This is a genomic window from Nodosilinea sp. AN01ver1 (assembly GCF_050565655.1).
In the GTDB taxonomy this organism is placed as follows: domain Bacteria; phylum Cyanobacteriota; class Cyanobacteriia; order Phormidesmidales; family Phormidesmidaceae; genus Nodosilinea.
This window is the reverse complement of record NZ_JBNXVS010000008.1, coordinates 152,373-172,458: the sequence shown is the minus strand read 5'-3', so window position 1 is coordinate 172,458 and position 20,086 is coordinate 152,373. Positions and strand designations below refer to the sequence as shown.

The window sequence follows — 20,086 nt, the reverse complement described above, 5'->3', positions numbered from 1 at the left end:
CTGCTGTCACCGCCAGGGTAAAGAGCGCCAGGCACAGGGCCATATGATGCCGCTTCCCAGACGCCTGACGCACGTCGGGCAGATCAGCGAAGGCTTCCAGAATCTCGATCCGCTCAGGCAACGACTCGGGGTGGGTTTGGGGAACCGTAGCAGGGGATGGAGGAGAAAGATGCATAGAGCCTAAGGAAAAGATGAATCAGCCTGAAACTCTAGCATCTTCAGCCTTCCTTGAGAATGAAATGGCCCTGGCTTTTATACAGCCATGCTTGAGACTCTAGGTTATTCAGTTTTTGAATTTGCTGCCTATTATCAGGTTGAGGAATTATATCCGTTCTCTGTAATTGCTGTTGTAAGCTATTAATTTTTGCTGAAACAGTGCCCCTGAAACATGCTAGAAATAGCTCTAATGCTTGACCGAAAGGAAATGAGTAGTCAGCTAACCAACCAAATAAAACCCAGAAGAATACCGCGCATACCAAGAACAAAGCTACTTTGATGTAATTAAGCAGCTTCTTAAACAGATTTCTATGAGGCTGTAAATCAGAATCTTTGAGATCAAAAAATTGATTAACGAAAAAATTGCTGCCCTATCTGCTGCCCCACAACCTTTCCTGAATTGTTATCAACATTGATGTTGACTCCTGATTCAGTACTTTGAGAAACACGGAAAGAATTTTGAATTTGTTGATAATTAGTTACTAGTCTTTCGAGGTCTTCTTTGAAGTTGCTATCCCATTCAGCTTCACTTAGGATGGCGGCTTCCAGGAGTTTTGGTTCAGACTTTTCAATTTGGAGCTTGCCTTGAAATCTTCCTGCCAGGAAACTTAAAACATCTGCCCCAGCCTTTTCCAAAGCACCACCTGAAACTTTATCGATCGCCCACAGTGCAATATTTACAGCTTGTAAAGCTAGTACGGATGATTCCATCTTGGTAGTAACCCCAATAATTCTGAACCTTTGCCAATTTATAGCACATACACCTACAGACAACCTTTGCTTTTCACCACATCCCGACAATCTACACAAATGCCCTTTACCGAGATATAAAGCAGCCCAACTTGTGTTTAGTCTGATTTTTGTCTCTGTATTCTGCATAACGCCCCTAGTCAGGGTGATTAGCCAGATCTTGAGTTGAATATCGACTTCAGAGGGGGGCGTTATGCAAAAAAGTATCTGTATAACACCCCGTTTTAAGGCGTTATGCAGATTTTAATCGGGCTATCTCCCCAAAACAGGGTGTTATGCAGAACAGAGTCTTGATAACTACCTTACATAGGGGTGTTATGCAGATCTTAGTCGGCATAATAGACTTCTCAGAGGTGTTATTCAGGTACTTTAAGAAAATCTTCACCAGCAATGCCCCTGTCTCTACGCGCTTGACGGGGAGCTTTTGTACCAGTACTCTTTTACGTTAAGCCGTTCAGCCCGAGCGGTGGTTTCACAGAACTCGAAAATCTTGGCGCTGTCTGAAGGTGTTTGCACCACCAACAGACAGCTAACCCCGCAAATCTACGCCGCAGATTGCGAGGCTAGGCCCATGGTACCCTAGCCCCTTCAGTTTGCACTTGCGCTGCGGGCGGCTAGGGTTTTCGCGTTCTGTTTCTTCCGTACCCACTACAAGGAAACAGAACCGATGTTTGACTATCAAGAACCAGAAGCCAACCACAACCAAGAGCCTCAAGAGACCAATCCAGGGACCCGGTCCCTGCCGCTTTCGTCAGGGGCCGGGGGCAACGACGAAGGGACCCGGTCCCTAAAGCCCCCAACCCCCGAAAAAGTGCGCCACATGCTCTTTGGCAGTTTGGCAGGCATCGATCGCACTATCAAAATCCTCCACGCCCTCGGCTACGCCGACCCCAACAACTGGAGCGACCCCATGCCTGCTCCGCTGAGCGGAGTCGAAACGCGGTCGTCGAGCGGAGTCGAGACGTGGATGGTGATTTTGACCAAAACGCTGCTGATTTCATAGCATCCCTGGTGCAGCGTCAAAACTAAACGTTGGAGTTCTCGTAGGTTGGGTGAAACGAAGTGAAACCCAACAGCAGCAAGCCTTGTTGGGTTCTGCTGACGCGCCACCCAACCTACAACTCTACAGAGGCTACTCCTGTTCCACCAAAGAATTGCCGTGGGAATTGGCCTGTAGAGCGGTTTGCACCTGCTCCTGTAGCCAGGTGTTAAACAACTCGTCGATCAGGCGCTGGCGCGTGGCGTCATCGAGGCGGGCGGGCAAAAACTTTTCCAGCCGCACCACCACAAACCACTCACCCACTCGGGTAGGCGGCCACAGCTGCCCCGGCTGGCTGATGGCCAAAATTCTCGACAGGGCCGGGTGCGGCACCGACAGCTCGACCGGGCCAATTAGCCCGCCGGTTTGAGCCTCCTGCCCTTCGGAGTACTCCCTGGCCAGATCAGCAAAGGGCTGGCCATCATCTTGAATGCGAAAGAAAAGCTCCTGGGCCAGCCCCGCCTCTCGGGTGCGAATGAGGGAATACAGCACCCGGTCGAGGTGGCTCTTGCGCTGCAAAAAGTAAGACTCAACCTTAGGCCCCCAGGTGTCGAGCTTGTACTGCCGCAGCTTTTGGGTGCGTTCTGCTAACAGGGCCAGATCGGCTTCGCTCAGCCCGCGCTGGGCCAAAAAGCTCTGGCACTGCTCAGGACTGGCAATTTGATTGAGCTGCAAGAACTGATCTACAGCCTGGCTGGCCTGCTCGGAGGTAAGGGCAACAGCGGCGATCGCCTGATCAATCACGAGTTCTTTGACCAGAGCGGGCAGCAGGCCGTAGCGCCTCAGCAGGGGTAACACATCGGCAGCGGTCAGTGCCTGGGGGCCAATGTGCAGTACCGGGCTGAAATCGGGGGGCGAAGGCGTAGTCACAGCAAGAAGGGGCGAAACAGACCAGCTAGCCCAACCTTATCGCATTATGCGAAGTCATTCGCAGGGCAATGGGCCTGAATTGATAGTTCCTCTACATTCAAGGCCAACGGAGTTTTATCGCGGGCGGTCTGGGGTTGACCAGGCTGCTACAATCCACCCAACTGTTTTATCGTCCCCAAGGACAACGCCATGACCCGGCCCGCCATTCCTGTGGTGTCTTATCCCGATTTGCTCAGTACAACGGCGGCGCGGCAGCGGGCGATCGCTACCCTGGGTGAGGCGCTTGAGTCGGTGGGGTTCTTTATTCTCGAACCGCATCCTGTTTCGCCCGAGGTGGTGCGGCGGGCCTACCAGGTCGCTGCCGAGGTCTTTGCCCTCCCAGAACCGGCTAAGGCCAGGTACTCACCACCCCACCAGCGGGGCGTGGGCGGCTTTTCTAGCCTGGGCAGCGAGCAGGCCAAGGGCTACACCGTTCCCGATCTGAAGGAGTTTTGGCACGTCAACCGCCACAGCCTGAGCGCGCCCGATGCGCCCTGGCCTCAAGAAGTGCCCTCCTTTCGCCCGGTAATGATGCGCCTCTACCAGCAGCTGATGGCCTGTGCTGAGGTGCTGCTAACCGCCTGTGCCGAATATCTGGGCCAGCCCCAGGACTGGCTGGTGGCGATGGCGACCGGAGGCAATACCGTGCTGCGGCTGGCCCACTACCCGGCGGTGGGGGTAGCCCCTCCCGGCAGTCTCAGGGCCGCCCCCCACGAAGATATCAACCTGATAACCCTACTCTGCGAGGCCACCGCCCCAGGGCTAGAAATTTTGACCCAGCAGGGCAAGTGGCTACCCGTTCAGACCACCCCCGGTCAGATTGTGGTTGATACGGGCGACATGCTGCAAAACCTGACTAACGGCCTGTTTAAAAGCACCACCCACCGGGTCGTCAACCCCCAGTCGAGCAACCAGGCCCGTCTGTCTATGCCGTTCTTTGTGCATCCTCGGCCTGAGGTTGATTTAACTCCGATTGACAGCCTGATCGATCGCACGGGGGGCACTGCCCAGTTTCCACCGATTACGGCAGCGGCCTATCTGGCCCAGCGGCTGGAGGAGATTCGGGTGGAGCCAGTAGGCGAAGGCGCATTCAGGTAAAGCGAAGGACAGGTGAGGGAGAGTCGCCACAACGTCTTCCCCATCCCCCATTCTCCTACTAAGCAAGCCCAGCTTACCTAGCTAATCACCCACTGCCCTCCTTTCTCCTTACAGGAGACGCTAGCGCGAACGACTCCGCTCAGGGACCAGTACCCATCCCCTCCCTTCGACTCCGCTCAGGGACCAGTACTCATCTACCCATCCCCTCAAGCCCCAATACCCAGCCGACCAGCCAGACTGGGGGTCAGCGGCAGTAGCACGGTCAGCGCTAAAAACAGGGCCAGCAGCCCCAGGGCGGCACGGGCGTCGTTGGGTTCAGAAATATCGTTAAGGCAGGGGCGCTCGGGGGTGCGCTGCAAAAGCACAATGACGGCTGCCCAGTAGAGGGCCAGAGGGTTGGCCAGCGCTACCAGGGCCAGCACTACCAGGGTGAACAGGGTCGTGCGGCTCAGGGTTTTGCGCCCGTAGATGCCCTGCACCAGGCGGCCACCGTCGAGTTGCCCGGCGGGCATCAGGTTGAGGGCGGTGATGACCAAACCCAGCCAGCCCATAATAGTGAGCGGGTGAATATCGACCAGCGGCTCTTGCAGGGCCGAGCCGAGCACGACGCGAGCCAGAGCCCCAATTAGTATTGATCCCTGAAAAAAGCCGGAGGGAATTTGAAAGGCACTGCCGGGGTGTGACAGCAGCAGCCCGCCAATCAGCATGGCCAGGGAAACCAGTCCGCCTGCGGCGGGGCCAGCCAGAGCAATGTCAAACAGCACGCTGCGGTTGGGCAAGAGCGACTCGAACCGGGTGAGGCTGCCAAAGGCCCCAATTTGCCAGGCCGGAATTAGAAAGGGCGGGCTGAGGCGAATTTTGTAGCGACGGGCGGTGACCCAGTGCCCCGCCTCGTGGGCGACGAGGATGACCAGCAGGGCGACTAAAAAGGGCAGGGCGGCTCGCCAGCGAGAACCGTCTTGCAGCAGGTCAAAGCCCTGCAAAATGGCCCCGGCCTCTAGCCCGGTGAAGGTGGTGGCGATCGCCAGTACCCCGGCCAGCGCCCACTGGGCCGGGGTGGTTTTGACCGGGTCGGCGCTGGCGGGCAGCACGACGACGGTGGGCTTTTGCTCCAGGTTTTCGACTAAGAACAGGCGGTAGCGATCGCCCAGCCGTTCCTGCAGCGATGCGGCTAGCTGGGCCTGGGTGGCCGCCGGTTCGCCCCGCAGGTTGCCGCGAAAAATGGCCCCCTGGTCGTAGGGGATAGTCTCGGTGCGAAAGTAGGTATCGAGGCCAAAAATGCCCTCAATTTGGGCCAGATCGTCGGCAGGGATAGAGAGTTCTACGGCAGATTTACTCGGGGCGGGGGTGGGCTGGTCTGTTTGCTCAGGGCTTTCACTGTTGGCCTGATTGACCTCTGCCATGGCTGAAACCGGGCGCTGGGTCGAGAGCATGTCCTGACCCAGGTCGCGCAGTCGACGCCCCAGGTAGATATAGAGGCCCGTCGACCCCAGCACCAGCACCAGCACACCAGCCAGGTTGATGTAAATACCCAGGGCAAACAGCCCAAAGAACAACAGCCACGGCCCCATCAGCACCACCGACTGGAGCCAGGCCAAAATGCCCACGCTGCCGTAGGGCTGAGCGCGGCGATAGCCCCAGACGAGAATAGCGATCGCGGCCAGCAAAATTAATCCAGTAATCGCCATGCTGCCGTTTTTAACCTCCTCTACCCGCCTCAAAAGGCGCACAAAACCCCCATTAGTCTACCGTTGATAGGCTAGGGCGACTAGGAGGGGCGGCGCTAGCCATTGTTTGAGCCTGGGCCTTGGGTGAAACCGCATCCTGGGATGCTGACTGTGGCCAACAGGCCCTAGGGCCATTCCAGGGTTAAGGTGCTTAAATAAAGCCAGATCCCTCGCCCTGTGCTGTCAGGGGCCTGATCTAGTTTTATCCGCCTAGTTTTGTCAGCTCGTTCTTGCCCGCTGCCGCCCGCTATGACTTCACCGCCCCCCGATCCGGCTCAGCCCCAGCCAGCCAGCCCAACCGCAGATTCTACCCATGACCCCGGCAATGGTGCTGATGCTGCGATCGCTCAGCTTTACCCAGCCCCGGCTACCAGCGACAGTTTGTCCAGTAGCCCGCCGCCACCGCTGGCTCAGCGCCTCGATCTCGACCCTTCCGACCCCACGACTGCTGGCCCCATTCTGGTTGACCCGGCGTTAACTTCGGCCAGCGCGATTACGGTCGTGTCGGTGGCCGTCATTGGGCTGGGGCTGATCACCAGCAGTTTCTGGCTCACTCTGGCCGGGTCGCTGGTGGCCACGCTGGTCTCCCTGCGGCTGATGTGGCCCTTTTTTCAAGAAGTGCTGGGGGAACTGTCGGCCCGGCAGCAGTCGCTGCTAATCGCCATTCCGGGCGTGATTATCGGCCTTGTGGGGCTGATGAACATCACCGGCATCAACCGCGCCATTCTGACCTGGGGCCTGACCCTGCGGTGGGATATTCTCGGCTCCCTAGGCGACTTTTTGGGGGCGATCGGGCAGATTTTTATTGCCTTTTTAGCCCTATTTGTGGCCTGGCGGCAGTACGTGATTTCCCGCGATCTAACCCGCCAGCAAAACTTGATCACCCAGCAGCAGACCATCGATTCTTTCTTTCAGGGCATCTCAGAGCTGGTGCTCGACGAGGAAGGGCTGCTCGAAGACTGGCCCCAGGAGCGCATTATTGCCGAGGCTCGCACCGCCGCTATTTTGGGCAGCGTTGACGCGGGCGGCAAGGCCAAGGTAATTCGCTTTTTGTCGCGCTCTAAGCTGCTCACCCCCCTGCGCCGCGACAATCGCCTGGGCCGAGCCATTCTAGACGGGCGCGGCGGTTACGAAGAAGACCGGCTCAGCGGCACCCGCGTGATTGACCTGGGGGCGATGCTGGCCGCTGCCGACCTGTCGGGCACCGACCTGCGCTGGGCCGACCTCAGCGAAACCAACCTGATTCGCGCCGATCTGCGCCGCGCTGACCTGGTGCGCACCAACTTTGCCCGGTCAATTTTGTACCAGGCCAACTTGTCTGGGGCCGACCTGATGGAGGCGCGACTGTTTTACGGCAGTGCAGACACCGCCACCCCCCGCACCCGCACGGGGGCTCCCGACTATGTAACTGGGGTGAATACGGGGGCCGTGGTCGAGGGGGCCAACCTGAGCAACGTCTATCGCCTCTCTGAGGAACAGCGCCGCTACGTCTGCGCCTGGGGCGGCGAGGGCACTCGCGCTACGGTTCCCGGTGGCTGTGCCGATGTGCCCAATCGGCTGGGGCGCTGATGTTGATTTTGAACTGGCGATTTGGGTGACTAGGTGAACTCTGGGATGCTGCCCAGCTTGCGGACGGCTACTGACACCTCCATGCCCAGGTAGTCGTCGGCATGGCCAAACCACGACCCGGCCAATGGAATGGCCTGACCGGGGTGCCGCGCGATCGCCACCGCAATTAAATCAAACCCTTCGGTAATGCGGTTGGTGGGGTCGTACACCAGCCAGCCAGCCCCCGGCAGATACACTTGTAGCCAGGCGTGGGTGGCCCCCGACCCGGTCATGCCCACGTCGCCGCCGTCGAGGGCCGAGTCGTAGAGATAGCCCGACACAAACCGACAGGCAAATCCCAGCCGCCGCAGGGTTTCGATCATGAGCCAGGCGTAGTCGCGGCAGGTGCCCGATTTTAGCCGCAGGGTTTCGCCAGGGGGCTGGGTGCCTTCTTCTTCCCGCGCCCGATAGGTAAAGGTGTCGCGAATGGTGTTCATAATTCGGTTCAGCACGTCGCTGGTGGCATCGCGATCGCCCCCCACAAAGCGCTTCGCCCAGGCCGCTACCGAGCCGTCTGGGTCTTCGGCGTGGGGCCTGAGGTAGACCGCCAAATCGGTCCATTCGTCGGGGGTGTACTGCACCGGCACCTCGTCGGCCCTGGGGTCGAGGGGAAAGTCTTCGATGCTGCGGGTGCCAAAATGTTCGCCCTGAAACCGGCAGGTCACCGTGAGTTCTGCGGCGGGTTCCGTTACCTCAATCACCGCCACGTTGTTTGAGAGCGTATCGCTGACCCAGTGCACTCTGGCCGGCACATTGATGTCGAGCGAATAGCTCAGCAGCCGACCGCTGTAGCTGCCTCGGGGCAAAAACACGGCCCGATGGGGGCCAAAGGTAACCGGCTTGGCGTAGCGATAGCGGGTGACATGCTCGACTTCGTAAATAACGGACATAGGGGCAGTCCTAGAATCAGGCTGCATTCTTTGTACTACGGGCGGCTGTCTGATGGTGTAATCGGTCTGGCAATGTGGGCTACCTGTTCAGGAACGGTCAGGACGCAGATTTGCCGCTCAGCCTCACTCCAGCACAAAAGGATTAACTTTTGTAAGATCTCCCCAGCACCCTTTGCACAGCGGGAGACGCAGCGACGGCATGGAACGATTTAACCTGACGGGGTTCAGACGGTTTTGGGCGATCGCAAAATCGTACTGGTTTGGCGACGAAAAGTGGAAAGCCGGAGGCCTGCTGCTGCTGATTGCGGTATTTTTGCTGGGCTATACCGGCCTCAGCGTGGTGCTCAACAACAAGCGCGGCGTGCTGATCTCGGCCCTGTCGGCCAAAGATGAGGCCCGCTTTTGGGAAACGGTGCTGGTGTTTATTGGCGTGCTGGTGGCCTACGCGCCGCTGCTGGCGGGCTACGACTATCTGCAAAAGCGCCTGGGCCTGGAGTGGCGGCGCTGGCTGACCGGGCGGTTTGTGGGCGATTACTTCCGCGATCGCGCCTTCTACGACATTCAGCAGTTTCAGCCCGACATCGACAACCCCGACCAGCGGATCGCCGAAGACGTCAAGAACTTTACCCAGCAGTCGCTGGCGCTGCTGCTGGTGGTGGTCAGCTCGGTGCTCCAGGTGGTGGCCTTTAGCAGCGTGCTGTGGGGCATTTCAACGTCGCTGGTGGGCTTTCTGGTGCTCTACGCCGTGGTGGGCACTCTGGTCACGGTGCTGGTGTTTGGCCAGCCCCTGGTGCGGCTCAACTTTGAGCAGCTCAAGCGGGAGGCCAACTTTCGCTTCAGCCTGGTGCGCATTCGCGAAAACGCCGAGGCGATCGCCTTCTACCGGGGCGAAGCCCAGGAGGCCAGCCAGGTCAACAATCGCTTTATGGCCGCCTTCGAAAACTTCAAGCGGCTGATCATTTGGGAACTCAACCTCAACGTTCTGACCAACGCCTACGAGTTCATTCCCTTTGTGCTGCCCGCGATCGTGGTGGCCCCCGCTGTGTTTGCAGGCGATCTCGAAGTGGGCAAAGTCTCCGAGGCCCAGGGGGCGTTTGTGCGGGTATTCTTTTCGCTCAACGTGGTGGTGGCCCGGTTTTCAGAACTGACCTCCTTCGGGGCCGGGATCGATCGCCTCTACGGCTTTGCCGAAGCACTCAACCACGGTGAGATCGAGTCTGCCAAACCAGTCGTTGCTAAGGACTCCACAGAGACAGAGACTACCAAACCGGAGTCCGAGCCCGAACGCACCACGCTCGAAGATACTGAGCCCAAGACGACCGACCAGCCTAAAATCGCGATCGCCACCGCCGATTCCCTTGCCCTGCAAGACTTTACCCTGCAAACCCCCAACTACCAGCGCACCCTGGTCGAAGATCTATCTATAGCGGTGCCCGACCAGAGCGGACTGCTGATCGTGGGGCCCAGCGGCTGCGGTAAAAGCTCGCTGCTGCGGGCGATCGCGGGCCTGTGGCAATCCGGCAGCGGCACCATCCACCGCCCCGATCTCGACAATATTTTGTTTTTGCCCCAAAAGCCCTACATGATTCTCGGCTCCCTGCGGGATCAGCTGCTCTACCCCCACACCCGCCAGGATATTGACGATGCCGCCCTGCAAGCTGCCCTGGAAAAGGTGAATTTAGCCAATTTAGCCAATCGCTTTGGCGGCTTTGACGCCGTGGAAGAATGGGGTGATGTGCTGTCTTTGGGCGAGCAGCAGCGCCTTACCTTTGCCCGCATTCTGCTCAACCAGCCCAAGTTTGCTATTCTGGATGAGGCCACCAGCGCCCTCGACCTGGCCAACGAAGCCAAACTCTACCACCACCTGCGCCACACCGGCACCACTTTTGTCAGCGTCGGCCACCGCGAGTCGCTTCACGACTACCACCAAATCACCCTCGAACTGAGCGAAGACCACACCTGGACGCTCAAGTCTACCGAGCTAGCCCCAGTAGATTCCTAGCTCGATTCCTCAAGATTGGATGACATTACGGCCCAGAACGCTCATTTAGTGGTGACAGCTACCGATTGACCTGGGGTTAGTGCTTACCCTAAGTCGATGTGCATTGACCTGTGGGTGCGCCAAAGGAGGGCTCCATGGGCAACCTTCATGTTAGAACGCACAAGTTTTCAAGTTTTCACAATCTACAGAATGCTTTCCCAGCCTGCTTTCTTGGCTGTAGAGCAACCGGTAGACGTCTGATTATCGTTGAGAAGAGGCCTATTCGCGACGGAGATAGTTAAGATGGACGAATTAAGAAAGCAGAAAATAAGCACCCTAGTCGACATCTTAAGAATTAATTAATTTTTAGGCTACAATTTCTATGGGTAACGAGGAGTGTCGTTATGTTTGTCCGATTAGCCGAGCAGCACCGTCAATTTGTTAGGGATCTGGTCATGAACCTGCAAGCGCTGGCCACAGTGCTTGAGGATATGGGCTATCTCGCATCCTGCTACACCTGCGGTGGCCAGCTCAACAGCGCATCCTTTATGGTGAGCCTGGGCGATGACCACCTGATTCGCTTTCTGGTGTCCGACTACGGCATCACCTGGACCGAGATGCGCGACGATCGCGAGCTGATGAAGCTGGAAGGGGCCGAGGCCATTCACCAGCTGCAGGAACTGGCCAACCTAGTCAAGTTCCGCATCAAGCCGGTGGGCTCTCAGGAAGCCGTATCTGCCAAAGTCTAAGGGTAGATAGGGCTCGGGCCGCTGCCTGGTCTTCTCTGGTTTAGCGATCGCAACTGCACATTAGAAACCCTTCCCCTCATGGGGAAGTCGGACACCGATGGCTGCCAGCGGTGTTTTTTGCGTTTGGTTGGTCTAAGCGGGCACCACCGTACGCTTCAGCCCGGCCAGCCCAAAGGCATTGTGCACCGCTCGCAGGGCCGTCACGCCCTCGGCCTCGGCCACCACGCAGCTGATTTTGATCTCTGAGGTGGCAATCATTTGCAGATTGATCCCCTGCTCCGAGAGAGCTTTAAACATGCGGGCGGCCACGCCGGGGGCGTAGATCATGCCCGTGCCCACCACGCTGACCTTGGCGATCGCTTCATCCACCGCCACATCCCCCAAGCCCAGCTCGGCGGCGGCAGACTCAACGACGGCCTTGGCGGTTTGAGCGTCGGCCTGGGCCACGGTAAAGGCAATGTCGCGGGTGGCCTGCCCGTTGACCAGACGACAGCGCTGCGACTGAATGATCATGTCAACGCTAACGCCGTGGGTGGCCAGCAGCTGAAAGATTTTCGCGGCCATGCCGGGGCGATCGGGCACGTGGCGAATGGCGACGCGGGCCTGCTTGATATCGAGAGCGGCCCCGCGCACCTCTGGGGCTGGAGTCGTCGCCTGGGGCAAATCGCCCTGGGGCACGGGCGACGAGGTGACCTCAAAGGCCTCGCAAAGGACGGCAATGGCGCGATCGCAGTCGGCCACGTCGATCGTGCAGCTCACCTTCACCTCTGAAGTGGAGATTAGCTGAATGTTGATCCCCGCCGCCGCCAGCGACGAGAACATCTTGGCGGCCACCCCCGGACGGCCAATCATGCCCGCCCCGGCAATGCTGATTTTCGCCATCCGCTGGTCGACCATCACCTCGGCCTGGGTGGTGTCGGTAGGGTCGCTGCGCAGGGCCGGGCCAATTGCCTCGGCCACCGCTTCGGCCTTCGCTAAATTAGCTTTCACCATAGTGAAGGCGATGTCGTTGGTGTTGCCCTCGTGGATCGACTGAATAATTAAATCGACGTTCAGCGCCTGGGTAGCCAGTTCGCCAAATAGTCGGGCGGCAATGCCGGGGCGATCGGGAATGCGCAGCAGCGCCACCTTGGCCTGGTCGGTGTCAAACTCGACGGCATCCACCGGGTGGGCCAGCTCCAGCCCCTCCAGCGGGCGCGGCTGGGGCCGGGGAGAAATCACGCGAGTGCCGGGCTCATCGGTCCAGCTCGATCGCACGACCAGGGTAACGCCGTAGTTGCGGGCAATTTCTACGGCCCGGGGGTGCAGCACCTTAGCTCCCAGACTGGCCAGCTCCAGCATTTCGTCGCTGGTAATTTCCTCCATCAGCTGGGCCTCGGGCACCAGGCGCGGGTCGGTGGTCAAAATGCCGGGCACATCGGTGTAGATTTCGCACTTTTCGGCTCCTAGTGCCGCCGCCAGGGCCACCGCCGACGTGTCGGAGCCGCCCCGGCCCAGGGTAGTAATTTCGAGATCAGAGGTCTGGCTAATGCCCTGAAACCCGGCCACCACAATCACCTTGCCCTCGCTGAGGTGGCGCTGCAGGCGATCGGTCTTAATTTTCAGAATCCGGGCGCGGGTGTGCTCGGCCTCGGTGACAATGCCCACCTGCGCCCCGGTCAGCGAGATCGCCTCCTGCCCCTGGGCGTGCAGGGCCATAGTCAGCAGCGCAATGGAGACCTGTTCGCCGGTCGACAGCAGCATGTCCATCTCGCGGCGGCTGGGCTGGTTGGTAATGTCGGCGGCCAGCTTGACCAAGCCGTCGGTGGTCTTGCCCATGGCCGACACCACCACCACCACCGAGTTGCCCGCCTCTACCGTCGCCTTCACCCGCTGGGCCACCGCCTGAATGCGCTCCACGGTGCCTACGGAGGTGCCCCCATATTTCTGTACGATCAGCGCCATAGTGTTGTCGTTCGCCTCCCTGCGAGGGTTGAGCCCTTCCCTACCAATGCGGCCTGGTCTTATTTTCGGGGTTGGGACAGACTGGGGCTAAAGCCCTTCAAATTTTAGTCTTATACCATCACTCCAGAACGCCGCCCCAGGCGATTTGATCGCAAAGAGGTCTGGGGCGAAGACCAAAACCCGATCTTCTACTCTATCAGCCCAGCCCCTACCCATTACACCCCCCAGGGCTATCTTGGCTCAATCTTGATCGGGCCTGGCCAGGTTAAAGGGATATAGCACAGGGCACAGTATTTAGCGGTATTGTGTTTTATAACGAAAAGTAACAACCCGCTTCCCCGTATTGTCATGCAGACCGTCCCCCGTCCTCTCGACTCCAGCGCCATGGTTCCAGATACGGTCCTTAAAAGCCCATCTCCCACCACTGATGTGCCGCCGGTTACCCCTGGCAAACCCCAGGTGGTAATTATCGGGGGCGGCTTTGGCGGCCTCTATGCGGCCCAGCATCTGGGTCGAGCCGATGTCGAGGTGACGCTAATTGACAAGCGCAACTTTCACCTGTTTCAGCCGCTGCTGTATCAGGTGGCCATGGGCGGGCTGTCGCCGGGCGACATTGCCTCCCCCCTGCGCGGCGTGCTGAGCGCCCAAAAGAATACCCGCGTGCTGATGGGCGAAGTCACCGATGTTGACCCCGAGCAGCAGCGGGTCAGCCTCAAAGATGGCCGCACCATTCCCTACGACAGCCTGATTGTGGCCACGGGCATGAGCCACTTCTACTTTGGCCGTGACGACTGGGCCGATGTCGCCCCCGGCCTCAAGACCGTAGAAGACGCTCTAGAAATGCGGCGGCGCATCTTTGCGGCCTTTGAGAAAGCAGAAAACACCACCGACCCCGAGCTGAAGCAAAGCCTGCTCACCTTTGTGATCGTGGGTGGCGGCCCCACCGGGGTTGAGCTGGCCGGGTCGCTGGCTGAGCTAGCCCACCACACCCTGCGCAACGACTTTCGCCATATTGACACCACCGCCAGCCGCATTCTGCTGATCGAGGGCATGGATCGGGTGCTGCCGCCCTTTCCGCCGGAGCTGTCGGCCCGCGCCCACGCCGACCTGGAAAAGCTCGGGGTTGAGGTGCTGACCAAGTCGCTGGTCACTGATATTGCGGGTCACCAGATTACCCTCAAGCAAGGCGACGAGGTGAGCACGCTGCAGGCGGGTACGGTGCTGTGGGCGGCGGGGGTGCGCGACCCCGGCATGGGTGGGCTGCTGGCCGATCGCACCGGGGCAGAGCGCGATCGCTCGGGCCGCGTAATTGTCAGCCACGACCTCAGCCTGCCGACCCATCCCAACATTTTTGTGGTGGGTGACCTGGCCCACTTTGCCCACCAGGGGGATCGCCCCCTGCCCGGCGTGGCTCCGGTGGCGATGCAGGAGGGCAAGTACGTGGCCCGACTGATTCAAAAGCGGCTTCAGAACGAAACTCTGCCTGCCTTTGAGTACAAAGACAGCGGCAGCCTGGCGGTGATCGGTCGCCACGCCGCCGTGGTCAACCTGCCCTGGGCCAAGCTCACCGGCTTCCCGGCCTGGTTTGTGTGGCTGTTTGTGCACATTTTTTACCTGATTGAGTTTGACAACAAGCTGATGGTGATGACCCAGTGGGGAGCCAACTATCTGACCCGCAAGCAGGGGTCACGATTGATCACCGAGAAAGTGGTGGAGAAAGTCGAGGTGACGGCGGCGGGCGATCGCTAGCGACCTCCAGTTAGTTCAAACGAGCAGACGCACTGCGATCGGGCGCTAGGCATAGACCTAGCGCCCGATCGCGCTGGCTGGCTCAATTCTGAAGGATCGCGTAAAAAGTTCTTTCACCCCAGCAAGGCCTGGTTAACTCCCAGAGGGGGCGACTCTAGTCCGTACAGGCAATTTCAACCCTCTTTAAAGCACTGTCCAGCAAACTAACCTCTCGATAGAGCCCTTTGAGTTTGGTTTTGGAGGACAGTTGAGGCTAATGTTTTTGCCCCATCGCCCTATGACTAGCAGCACCTTTGAGTCGTTTGCCACCCAGGCTGCGATCGCATCGCTTAACGTTTACCGTACCCATATTTCGCCTCGCAAAGGTTTCTCCTGCCCCCACGGTCTTTTGCACGGCGGCGAGTCGTGCTCTGACTATGTTAAACAGGTGCTGACTGACCAAAACCTGAGCACCGCCATTCGACTAGCGCCTCAGCGATTTAGAGACTGTAAAGCAGCGGCACAAACCCTAAGTGCTCAAAGAGCCCAGGGTGGATGCTTGATTATCCCCTGCTGCATCCCTATCTAGTGGTCGGTCTCGCACTCCCAACCCCGAAACGGCAAGGCCTGTGTCTCGTTCAGGCCTTGCCGTCCCCACTCGACGAAACAATTCAGTAGAGGAGTTTCAGTTTTACTAGCTGCCAGCTTTAGTTCGCTTTATCTCACTTGCCCGTGACGCGCTTGACGGCATCGGTGGCCTTTTCAACCAGGCTTTCGTTGTCCTCTTCGGGGTCAACCTTGCCTTCGGCCTGGCGCATCTCTTCCCGTATGCCTGTCGCTTCGCTCATATCGTAGGCCCGATTTAGCCATTCTTCGGCACTCAGGGGTTTGCCCTGAATACGCCCCGTTAGCTCGTCCTTGGTTTGGCCGTGGGCCTCTTTTGAATCGAGGGGAATTTGGGCCAGGCTCGGCTGTACGGCAACGGTCAAAAAACTGGTCAGGCTGAGGAAACAGGCCAACCCAACCCGGAGCAGGCGTCACCGTCAGCCCTATCCAAGGTGGCTAAAGGGCTGTAGTCCTGTTTGTTAAAACCAGGGTCAAGCTCTCGAACATTGGCTAAGCTAAAGTCACTCCTCTAGCTCTGCGCCCCCATGCCTAGCCTGCAGCAAACCTGGGACAATAGCCGCTTTTTTTCAGGCAGTGACGATCCCCAAATTGAGGCCACCGCCCGCCGCCTCAAGGCCGAAATGGATACTTTGGCCATCCTCTGCGCGCCCTTTGTCGAGCCCATTGAGGCCGCAGCACCGCTCGCCCCAGACCAGTTTGAGGTCTGCCTGGCCCAGGTTAGAGCCGCTCACCAGCAGCGCACCGCCATTGCCAAACAGCTGGGCAACCTGCGCACCTTTATTTCGTCTATTCTCAGCGTTGACTCGCGCGATGCTAAGGCTAGCGAGTGGAAACCCACCCTGCAGCAGCTCGGCGCTGAACTGAGCCAGGTTACTAAAGCACTGGATATTTTTTTGCTGCGGGCCAGCGACGACTTTTTTGAGGCCCTGGTGGCCGATCCGGTGCTTGAAGAGCTGAGTTTTTCGCTGCGGCACCAGCGCCAGCTCAACGATCAGCTGCTCAGCCTGGCCGAAGAAAAGCTGATCACCGGCCTGGCCGTGAATGGGCTGCAGGGCTGGGGCAACCTCTACACCGAGCTTTCGGGCACCCTGCAGTGCACTGTCGGGGGCGAGAGCGTGGGCTTAGCCAAAGCCTTTAACCTGCTCAGTTCCCCCGATCGCACCGTTCGCTCTGAGGCCTGGCACGGCGTCAATGCCGCCTGGGAGAGTCGGGCCGAAACGGTGGCGGCCATTCTCAACGCCATCAACGGCTGGCGGCTAGAAGAAACTAAGCGGCGATCGCACCACCGCACCCTGCACTACCTCGACAAAAGCTGCCACCAGAGCCGCATCGATCGCGCCACCCTCGACGCCATGATGGAGGCGACCTATCAGCGACGGGCGATCGGCCAGCGAGCTTTAAAGGCGATGGGCAAGGTGCTCGACCTGCAGCCCGCCCCCTGGGATCTGTTTGCGCCGCCCCCCGCTGCTAGCCCAAGCGTGGGCCAGAGCGAAAGCATTACCTTTGCCGAGGCCATTGACCTGATCGCCAGCGCCTTTAGCCAGTTCACCCCGGCCATGGGCGACTTTGCGGTGATGATGGCCGAAAAAGGCTGGATTGACGCCCAGCCCACCCCCAACCGAGCTACCGGGGCCTACTGCACCAGCTTTGCTGAACCGAAAGAGCCGCGCATTTTTATGACCTTTGAGGGCAGCATGAACAACGTGCTGACCCTGGCCCACGAGCTGGGCCACGCCTGGCACAACTGGGTCATGCAAGACCTGCCCCGCTACAAAACCTTTTACCCCATGACCCTGGCCGAAACGGCCAGCATTTTTGGCGAAACGTTGGTGCGCGACGCCCTGTTTGAGCAGGCCAGCACGCCTCGGCAAAAGCTCAAGATTGCCTGGGAAGAAGGATCCGCCGCCGCCACATTTTTGCTCAACATTCCGTCGCGCTTTACCTTTGAGCAAAAGCTGGTCGAGGCTCGCCAGCGCGGCTTTGTAATTGCAGACAGCCTCAAAACCATGATGCGCGACAGCTGGCAGCACTGGTACGAAGACAGCCTGACCCACTACGACGAGATGTTTTGGGCCAGCAAGCTGCACTTCTCGATCGCAGAACTGGGCTTCTACAACTACCCGTACCTGTTTGGCTATTTATTTAGCCTCGGTATCTACGCCCAAAAAGACCGCTACGGCAGCGCCTTTAACGACCTGTACACCAACCTGCTGCGCGACACCGGCAGCATGACCGCAGAAGAGGTGGTGCAGCGCCACCTGCAGCAGGACATTCGCCAGCCCGAGTTTTGGCAGGCCAGCCTGGATATTGTCGATCGCGCCGTCAGCCGGTTAGAGAGCCTGGCTATCTAAATAAGTGGGTCGGATTATCTATGAGCCGCATTTCGACTCCGCTCAATGCTCTGACTGTTTCTATTGTTGTGGGTGCTGCACTAGCGGCACAGACGATCGGTATCAGCCAATATCTACCTCACCCATCAGAAGCCCTATGGGGAAACTAAACGGCGAATCCCGTCTTCCGCTTGGGTTTGCCTTTCGACTTTTTCTTTGACGAGCTTTGACCGACTTCTTGCAGCGCCTCCTGAAACAGGTTGTGCAGGTGGATGGGCACGTTTGCGATCTCTGGCAGCGTGGGTTCTAGCGGCTTGTCGGCCTGAACCAAAACCTCATCCAGGTCGGCTGCGGTCAGCTCGGGGCGCTCTAAAACGCGGCCTAGAGAGGCCGTCAGCGGCTCCGGGTTTTCGTCGACCAGGCAGCGCCAGATGTAGGCATTGACGGCGTCATCCTTGAGATACTTTTGAACCAGACGATCGAGCTTGGCCGTCGAGGCTTCATCGGTTGCTGCGGCCAGTTCGGTGAGGCGATTGTAGTCTTTTAAGAATGTCTGACCCCAGCGAGGGTGAACAAACACGGTGACAGCCTCCGCCCGGCGCAGGTCATCGGGAAGGTTAATCGACGGCATAACCATCTTGACTGCCTTCTTGTTCTGTAACAGGCGGCCCACCTGGCTGCCGTCTTCGCCAAACGACTCCACTGATTCAGCAATCTCTTCTTCAGAAACACCGGCCTCTGCGGCTAGCTCCTGCAGTGACTTAGAGCCATCAATCCCCGCCTCTTCTAAGCGGCGCTGGGTGATGACATCCTGGTACTCGTTCAGCTTTTTGTTGAGTTCGTGGCCCGAGAGCGTAACGCGATCGCCGCCAAAGAACTCCACAAAGTCTTGGTGGAAGCGCTCTACAGACTCCCAGGCTTCTTCTAGCAGGTCTGGGGCATCGCCGTAGAGGTAGCCAGGGAACCAGTTTTTGAAATTGCCGATGGCCACCGCTAGTTTGGGCTTGCCCAGCTTGCCCAGCAGCATGAGAGGGCCAGAAAAGGTCCACTCGTCTGCGGCGATGGGCAGCAGGCGAGTGACGACAATTTCGCCTGGGCTAAGCCGAGCCAGTTCTTCGGCTGACTGGGCTTGGTTCGGCTCAACCCAGTACTGCTTCTCGGTCAGCCAGTTCATCAATTGGTAGCGATCGCCCGAGCCTGCCGCTGAGTCACCACCTGGCACCTGAAGGACTTTGAACAGGCCGTTAAAGGTATTCCGCCAGCTTTTGACCAGGGCCTGGTCGGCCTCAGATAGCTGAGATTGACTTTGTGTAAAAGCATCCAGCACCAGTTGGTCAGCGACCTGACCCTCGGTCAAAAACATATCGATAGCGAGTTCAGAGCGACTAATTCCCTGCAGGTTGGTCTCTGACCAGCGTTTTAAGCGATCGGCGCTGTAGCTTTCTAAGGCCGTTGCTAAAGCGCCATCGGCATCTAGCACAAAGTTATATAGTTCTTGCTTTAACTCTTCAGATCGCTTTAACTGATCGTTCACAGAGAGGCCCATTTAACACAACAAAACCCTTGGCAGCCTGCCTTTTAAAAAGGGTTTAGGACAACTGTCATCGAGTTGTCCTAAAACATTATAAGCAGGTGAGCCTAACTATTCCAGGGCAGTTTACTACCCGATACAGCCACCAGAGCCTTTATCTTACCGTGTGTCAGGTCACAGCCACTACACACTTTGGGGGTAGGGCCACTGGTGCCCATCTATTGCAGTTAGCCGTAGTGCTACTGATTAAACAGTCCGCTTGGTTGCTGCGTAGTAGATGAATAGGGCAACAATGGCACCCAAAACAGCGATGATAACGCCACCAATACTAAGTCCAGTTGCCGTGAGGGCTAATGATCCTGTGGTGAGCAGGGTGTAAATGCTGCCTCCCACAAATGCACCGATAACACCTAAGATGAGGGTGCCTAGGATGCCACCGCTCTGATGACCGGGATAGATAGCCTTAGCAATTGCACCGGCAATCAAACCCAAAATAAGCCAAGCTAGAATATTCATACGACTGTCTCCAGAGTATTGAAAAAAGCAGTTAAGAAGTGGTTGAAAACTTCCGCAACCAATTTGCTTTTTTTCTTTTCAACATTAATTTAGCAAGCCGAATTGGCTGGCGATACTCTCTAAGGACACAGTTCGTTTCATCTAAAGGTAGATAGCCATCCTGCGCAGGCTGTGAATGCGCCCGAGCAGGCGTCTTGCCTATGCAGCAGCTGCCCGGCTACCTATAACCAAATGGGCTCGAATTGCTAAGCAGAACGCTCTATTTGTCTTTGTTTGCAGGTTTATATAGGGTGGTGCTGGTAGGACGGTTCTGACGGCAAGGAAGCGTGAGGGCTCAACAAATTCTTCCTAATAGCTGGGTTCTACCAAAAGACAGAGCGGCGGAGCCGAGATTTCTCTTTAAGCTGAAAGAGTTTACTTTCCCGTTGTAGAGCGAATAATTC

At 58.1% G+C, this 20,086-nt stretch carries 16 protein-coding genes; 8 read left to right on the top strand and 8 right to left on the bottom strand.

Going from position 1 to position 20,086, the window contains the following annotated elements; translation table 11 throughout:
* Positions 1 to 567 precede the first annotated feature (567 nt).
* On the bottom strand, positions 568 to 927 hold the full coding sequence (locus ACQ4N7_RS09635) for a hypothetical protein (RefSeq protein WP_430711396.1): 360 nt from the start codon (positions 925 to 927) through the stop codon (positions 568 to 570).
* A gap of 706 nt (positions 928 to 1,633) precedes the next feature.
* On the opposite strand from ACQ4N7_RS09635, the gene ACQ4N7_RS09630 reads away from it, so the two are divergent.
* Complete coding sequence (locus ACQ4N7_RS09630; RefSeq protein WP_430711395.1) at positions 1,634 to 1,969, top strand: hypothetical protein; 336 nt, start codon at positions 1,634 to 1,636, stop codon at positions 1,967 to 1,969.
* A gap of 129 nt (positions 1,970 to 2,098) precedes the next feature.
* On the opposite strand, the gene ACQ4N7_RS09625 is transcribed toward ACQ4N7_RS09630, so the two are convergent.
* Positions 2,099 to 2,875: a peptidylprolyl isomerase gene (locus tag ACQ4N7_RS09625; RefSeq protein ID WP_430711394.1), complete on the bottom strand. Its 777-nt coding sequence runs from the start codon at positions 2,873 to 2,875 to the stop codon at positions 2,099 to 2,101.
* Positions 2,876 to 3,064: 189 nt separating this feature from the next.
* Between ACQ4N7_RS09625 and ACQ4N7_RS09620 the strand changes: the two genes are divergently transcribed.
* Complete coding sequence (locus ACQ4N7_RS09620; protein ID WP_430711393.1) at positions 3,065 to 4,012, top strand: isopenicillin N synthase family dioxygenase; 948 nt, start codon at positions 3,065 to 3,067, stop codon at positions 4,010 to 4,012.
* 206 nt (positions 4,013 to 4,218) lie between these two features.
* On the opposite strand, the gene ACQ4N7_RS09615 is transcribed toward ACQ4N7_RS09620, so the two are convergent.
* Positions 4,219 to 5,700, bottom strand: coding sequence for a site-2 protease family protein (locus ACQ4N7_RS09615; protein WP_430711392.1), 1,482 nt, complete (start codon positions 5,698 to 5,700; stop codon positions 4,219 to 4,221).
* Positions 5,701 to 5,988: 288 nt separating this feature from the next.
* On the opposite strand from ACQ4N7_RS09615, the gene ACQ4N7_RS09610 reads away from it, so the two are divergent.
* Positions 5,989 to 7,308, top strand: a complete 1,320-nt coding sequence (locus ACQ4N7_RS09610) for a pentapeptide repeat-containing protein (protein WP_430711391.1) — start codon at positions 5,989 to 5,991, stop codon at positions 7,306 to 7,308.
* Between the two features lie 29 nt (positions 7,309 to 7,337).
* Here ACQ4N7_RS09610 and ACQ4N7_RS09605 read toward each other — a convergent pair whose 3' ends face one another.
* Positions 7,338 to 8,237: a transglutaminase family protein gene (locus tag ACQ4N7_RS09605; RefSeq protein ID WP_430711390.1), complete on the bottom strand. Its 900-nt coding sequence runs from the start codon at positions 8,235 to 8,237 to the stop codon at positions 7,338 to 7,340.
* 199 nt (positions 8,238 to 8,436) lie between these two features.
* Between ACQ4N7_RS09605 and ACQ4N7_RS09600 the strand changes: the two genes are divergently transcribed.
* Together ACQ4N7_RS09600 and ACQ4N7_RS09595 are read left to right on the top strand one after the other, a co-directional pair.
* Positions 8,437 to 10,239 carry an ABC transporter ATP-binding protein/permease gene (locus tag ACQ4N7_RS09600; protein ID WP_430711389.1) on the top strand — a complete coding sequence of 601 codons (1,803 nt, stop codon included), beginning with the start codon at positions 8,437 to 8,439 and terminating at the stop codon, positions 10,237 to 10,239.
* A gap of 383 nt (positions 10,240 to 10,622) precedes the next feature.
* Positions 10,623 to 10,967, top strand: coding sequence for a DUF1815 family protein (locus ACQ4N7_RS09595; RefSeq protein WP_430711388.1), 345 nt, complete (start codon positions 10,623 to 10,625; stop codon positions 10,965 to 10,967).
* 132 nt (positions 10,968 to 11,099) lie between these two features.
* On the opposite strand, the gene ACQ4N7_RS09590 is transcribed toward ACQ4N7_RS09595, so the two are convergent.
* Positions 11,100 to 12,911 carry an aspartate kinase gene (locus tag ACQ4N7_RS09590; RefSeq protein WP_430711387.1) on the bottom strand — a complete coding sequence of 604 codons (1,812 nt, stop codon included), beginning with the start codon at positions 12,909 to 12,911 and terminating at the stop codon, positions 11,100 to 11,102.
* Positions 12,912 to 13,259: 348 nt separating this feature from the next.
* Between ACQ4N7_RS09590 and ACQ4N7_RS09585 the strand changes: the two genes are divergently transcribed.
* Positions 13,260 to 14,660 carry an NAD(P)/FAD-dependent oxidoreductase gene (locus ACQ4N7_RS09585; RefSeq protein ID WP_430711386.1) on the top strand — a complete coding sequence of 467 codons (1,401 nt, stop codon included), beginning with the start codon at positions 13,260 to 13,262 and terminating at the stop codon, positions 14,658 to 14,660.
* Positions 14,661 to 14,937: 277 nt separating this feature from the next.
* Positions 14,938 to 15,228, top strand: a complete 291-nt coding sequence (yidD, locus tag ACQ4N7_RS09580; RefSeq protein ID WP_430711385.1) for a membrane protein insertion efficiency factor YidD — start codon at positions 14,938 to 14,940, stop codon at positions 15,226 to 15,228.
* 133 nt (positions 15,229 to 15,361) lie between these two features.
* On the opposite strand, the gene ACQ4N7_RS09575 is transcribed toward yidD, so the two are convergent.
* Positions 15,362 to 15,628, bottom strand: a complete 267-nt coding sequence (locus ACQ4N7_RS09575) for a hypothetical protein (RefSeq protein WP_430711384.1) — start codon at positions 15,626 to 15,628, stop codon at positions 15,362 to 15,364.
* 162 nt (positions 15,629 to 15,790) lie between these two features.
* Between ACQ4N7_RS09575 and ACQ4N7_RS09570 the strand changes: the two genes are divergently transcribed.
* A complete protein-coding gene (locus tag ACQ4N7_RS09570; RefSeq protein WP_430711383.1) occupies positions 15,791 to 17,617 on the top strand; it encodes a M3 family oligoendopeptidase in 1,827 nt (608 codons plus the stop codon).
* 145 nt (positions 17,618 to 17,762) lie between these two features.
* On the opposite strand, the gene ACQ4N7_RS09565 is transcribed toward ACQ4N7_RS09570, so the two are convergent.
* Positions 17,763 to 19,130, bottom strand: coding sequence for a hypothetical protein (locus ACQ4N7_RS09565; protein ID WP_430711382.1), 1,368 nt, complete (start codon positions 19,128 to 19,130; stop codon positions 17,763 to 17,765).
* Positions 19,131 to 19,373: 243 nt separating this feature from the next.
* Positions 19,374 to 19,643: a GlsB/YeaQ/YmgE family stress response membrane protein gene (locus ACQ4N7_RS09560; protein ID WP_430711381.1), complete on the bottom strand. Its 270-nt coding sequence runs from the start codon at positions 19,641 to 19,643 to the stop codon at positions 19,374 to 19,376.
* Positions 19,644 to 20,086 lie beyond the last annotated feature (443 nt).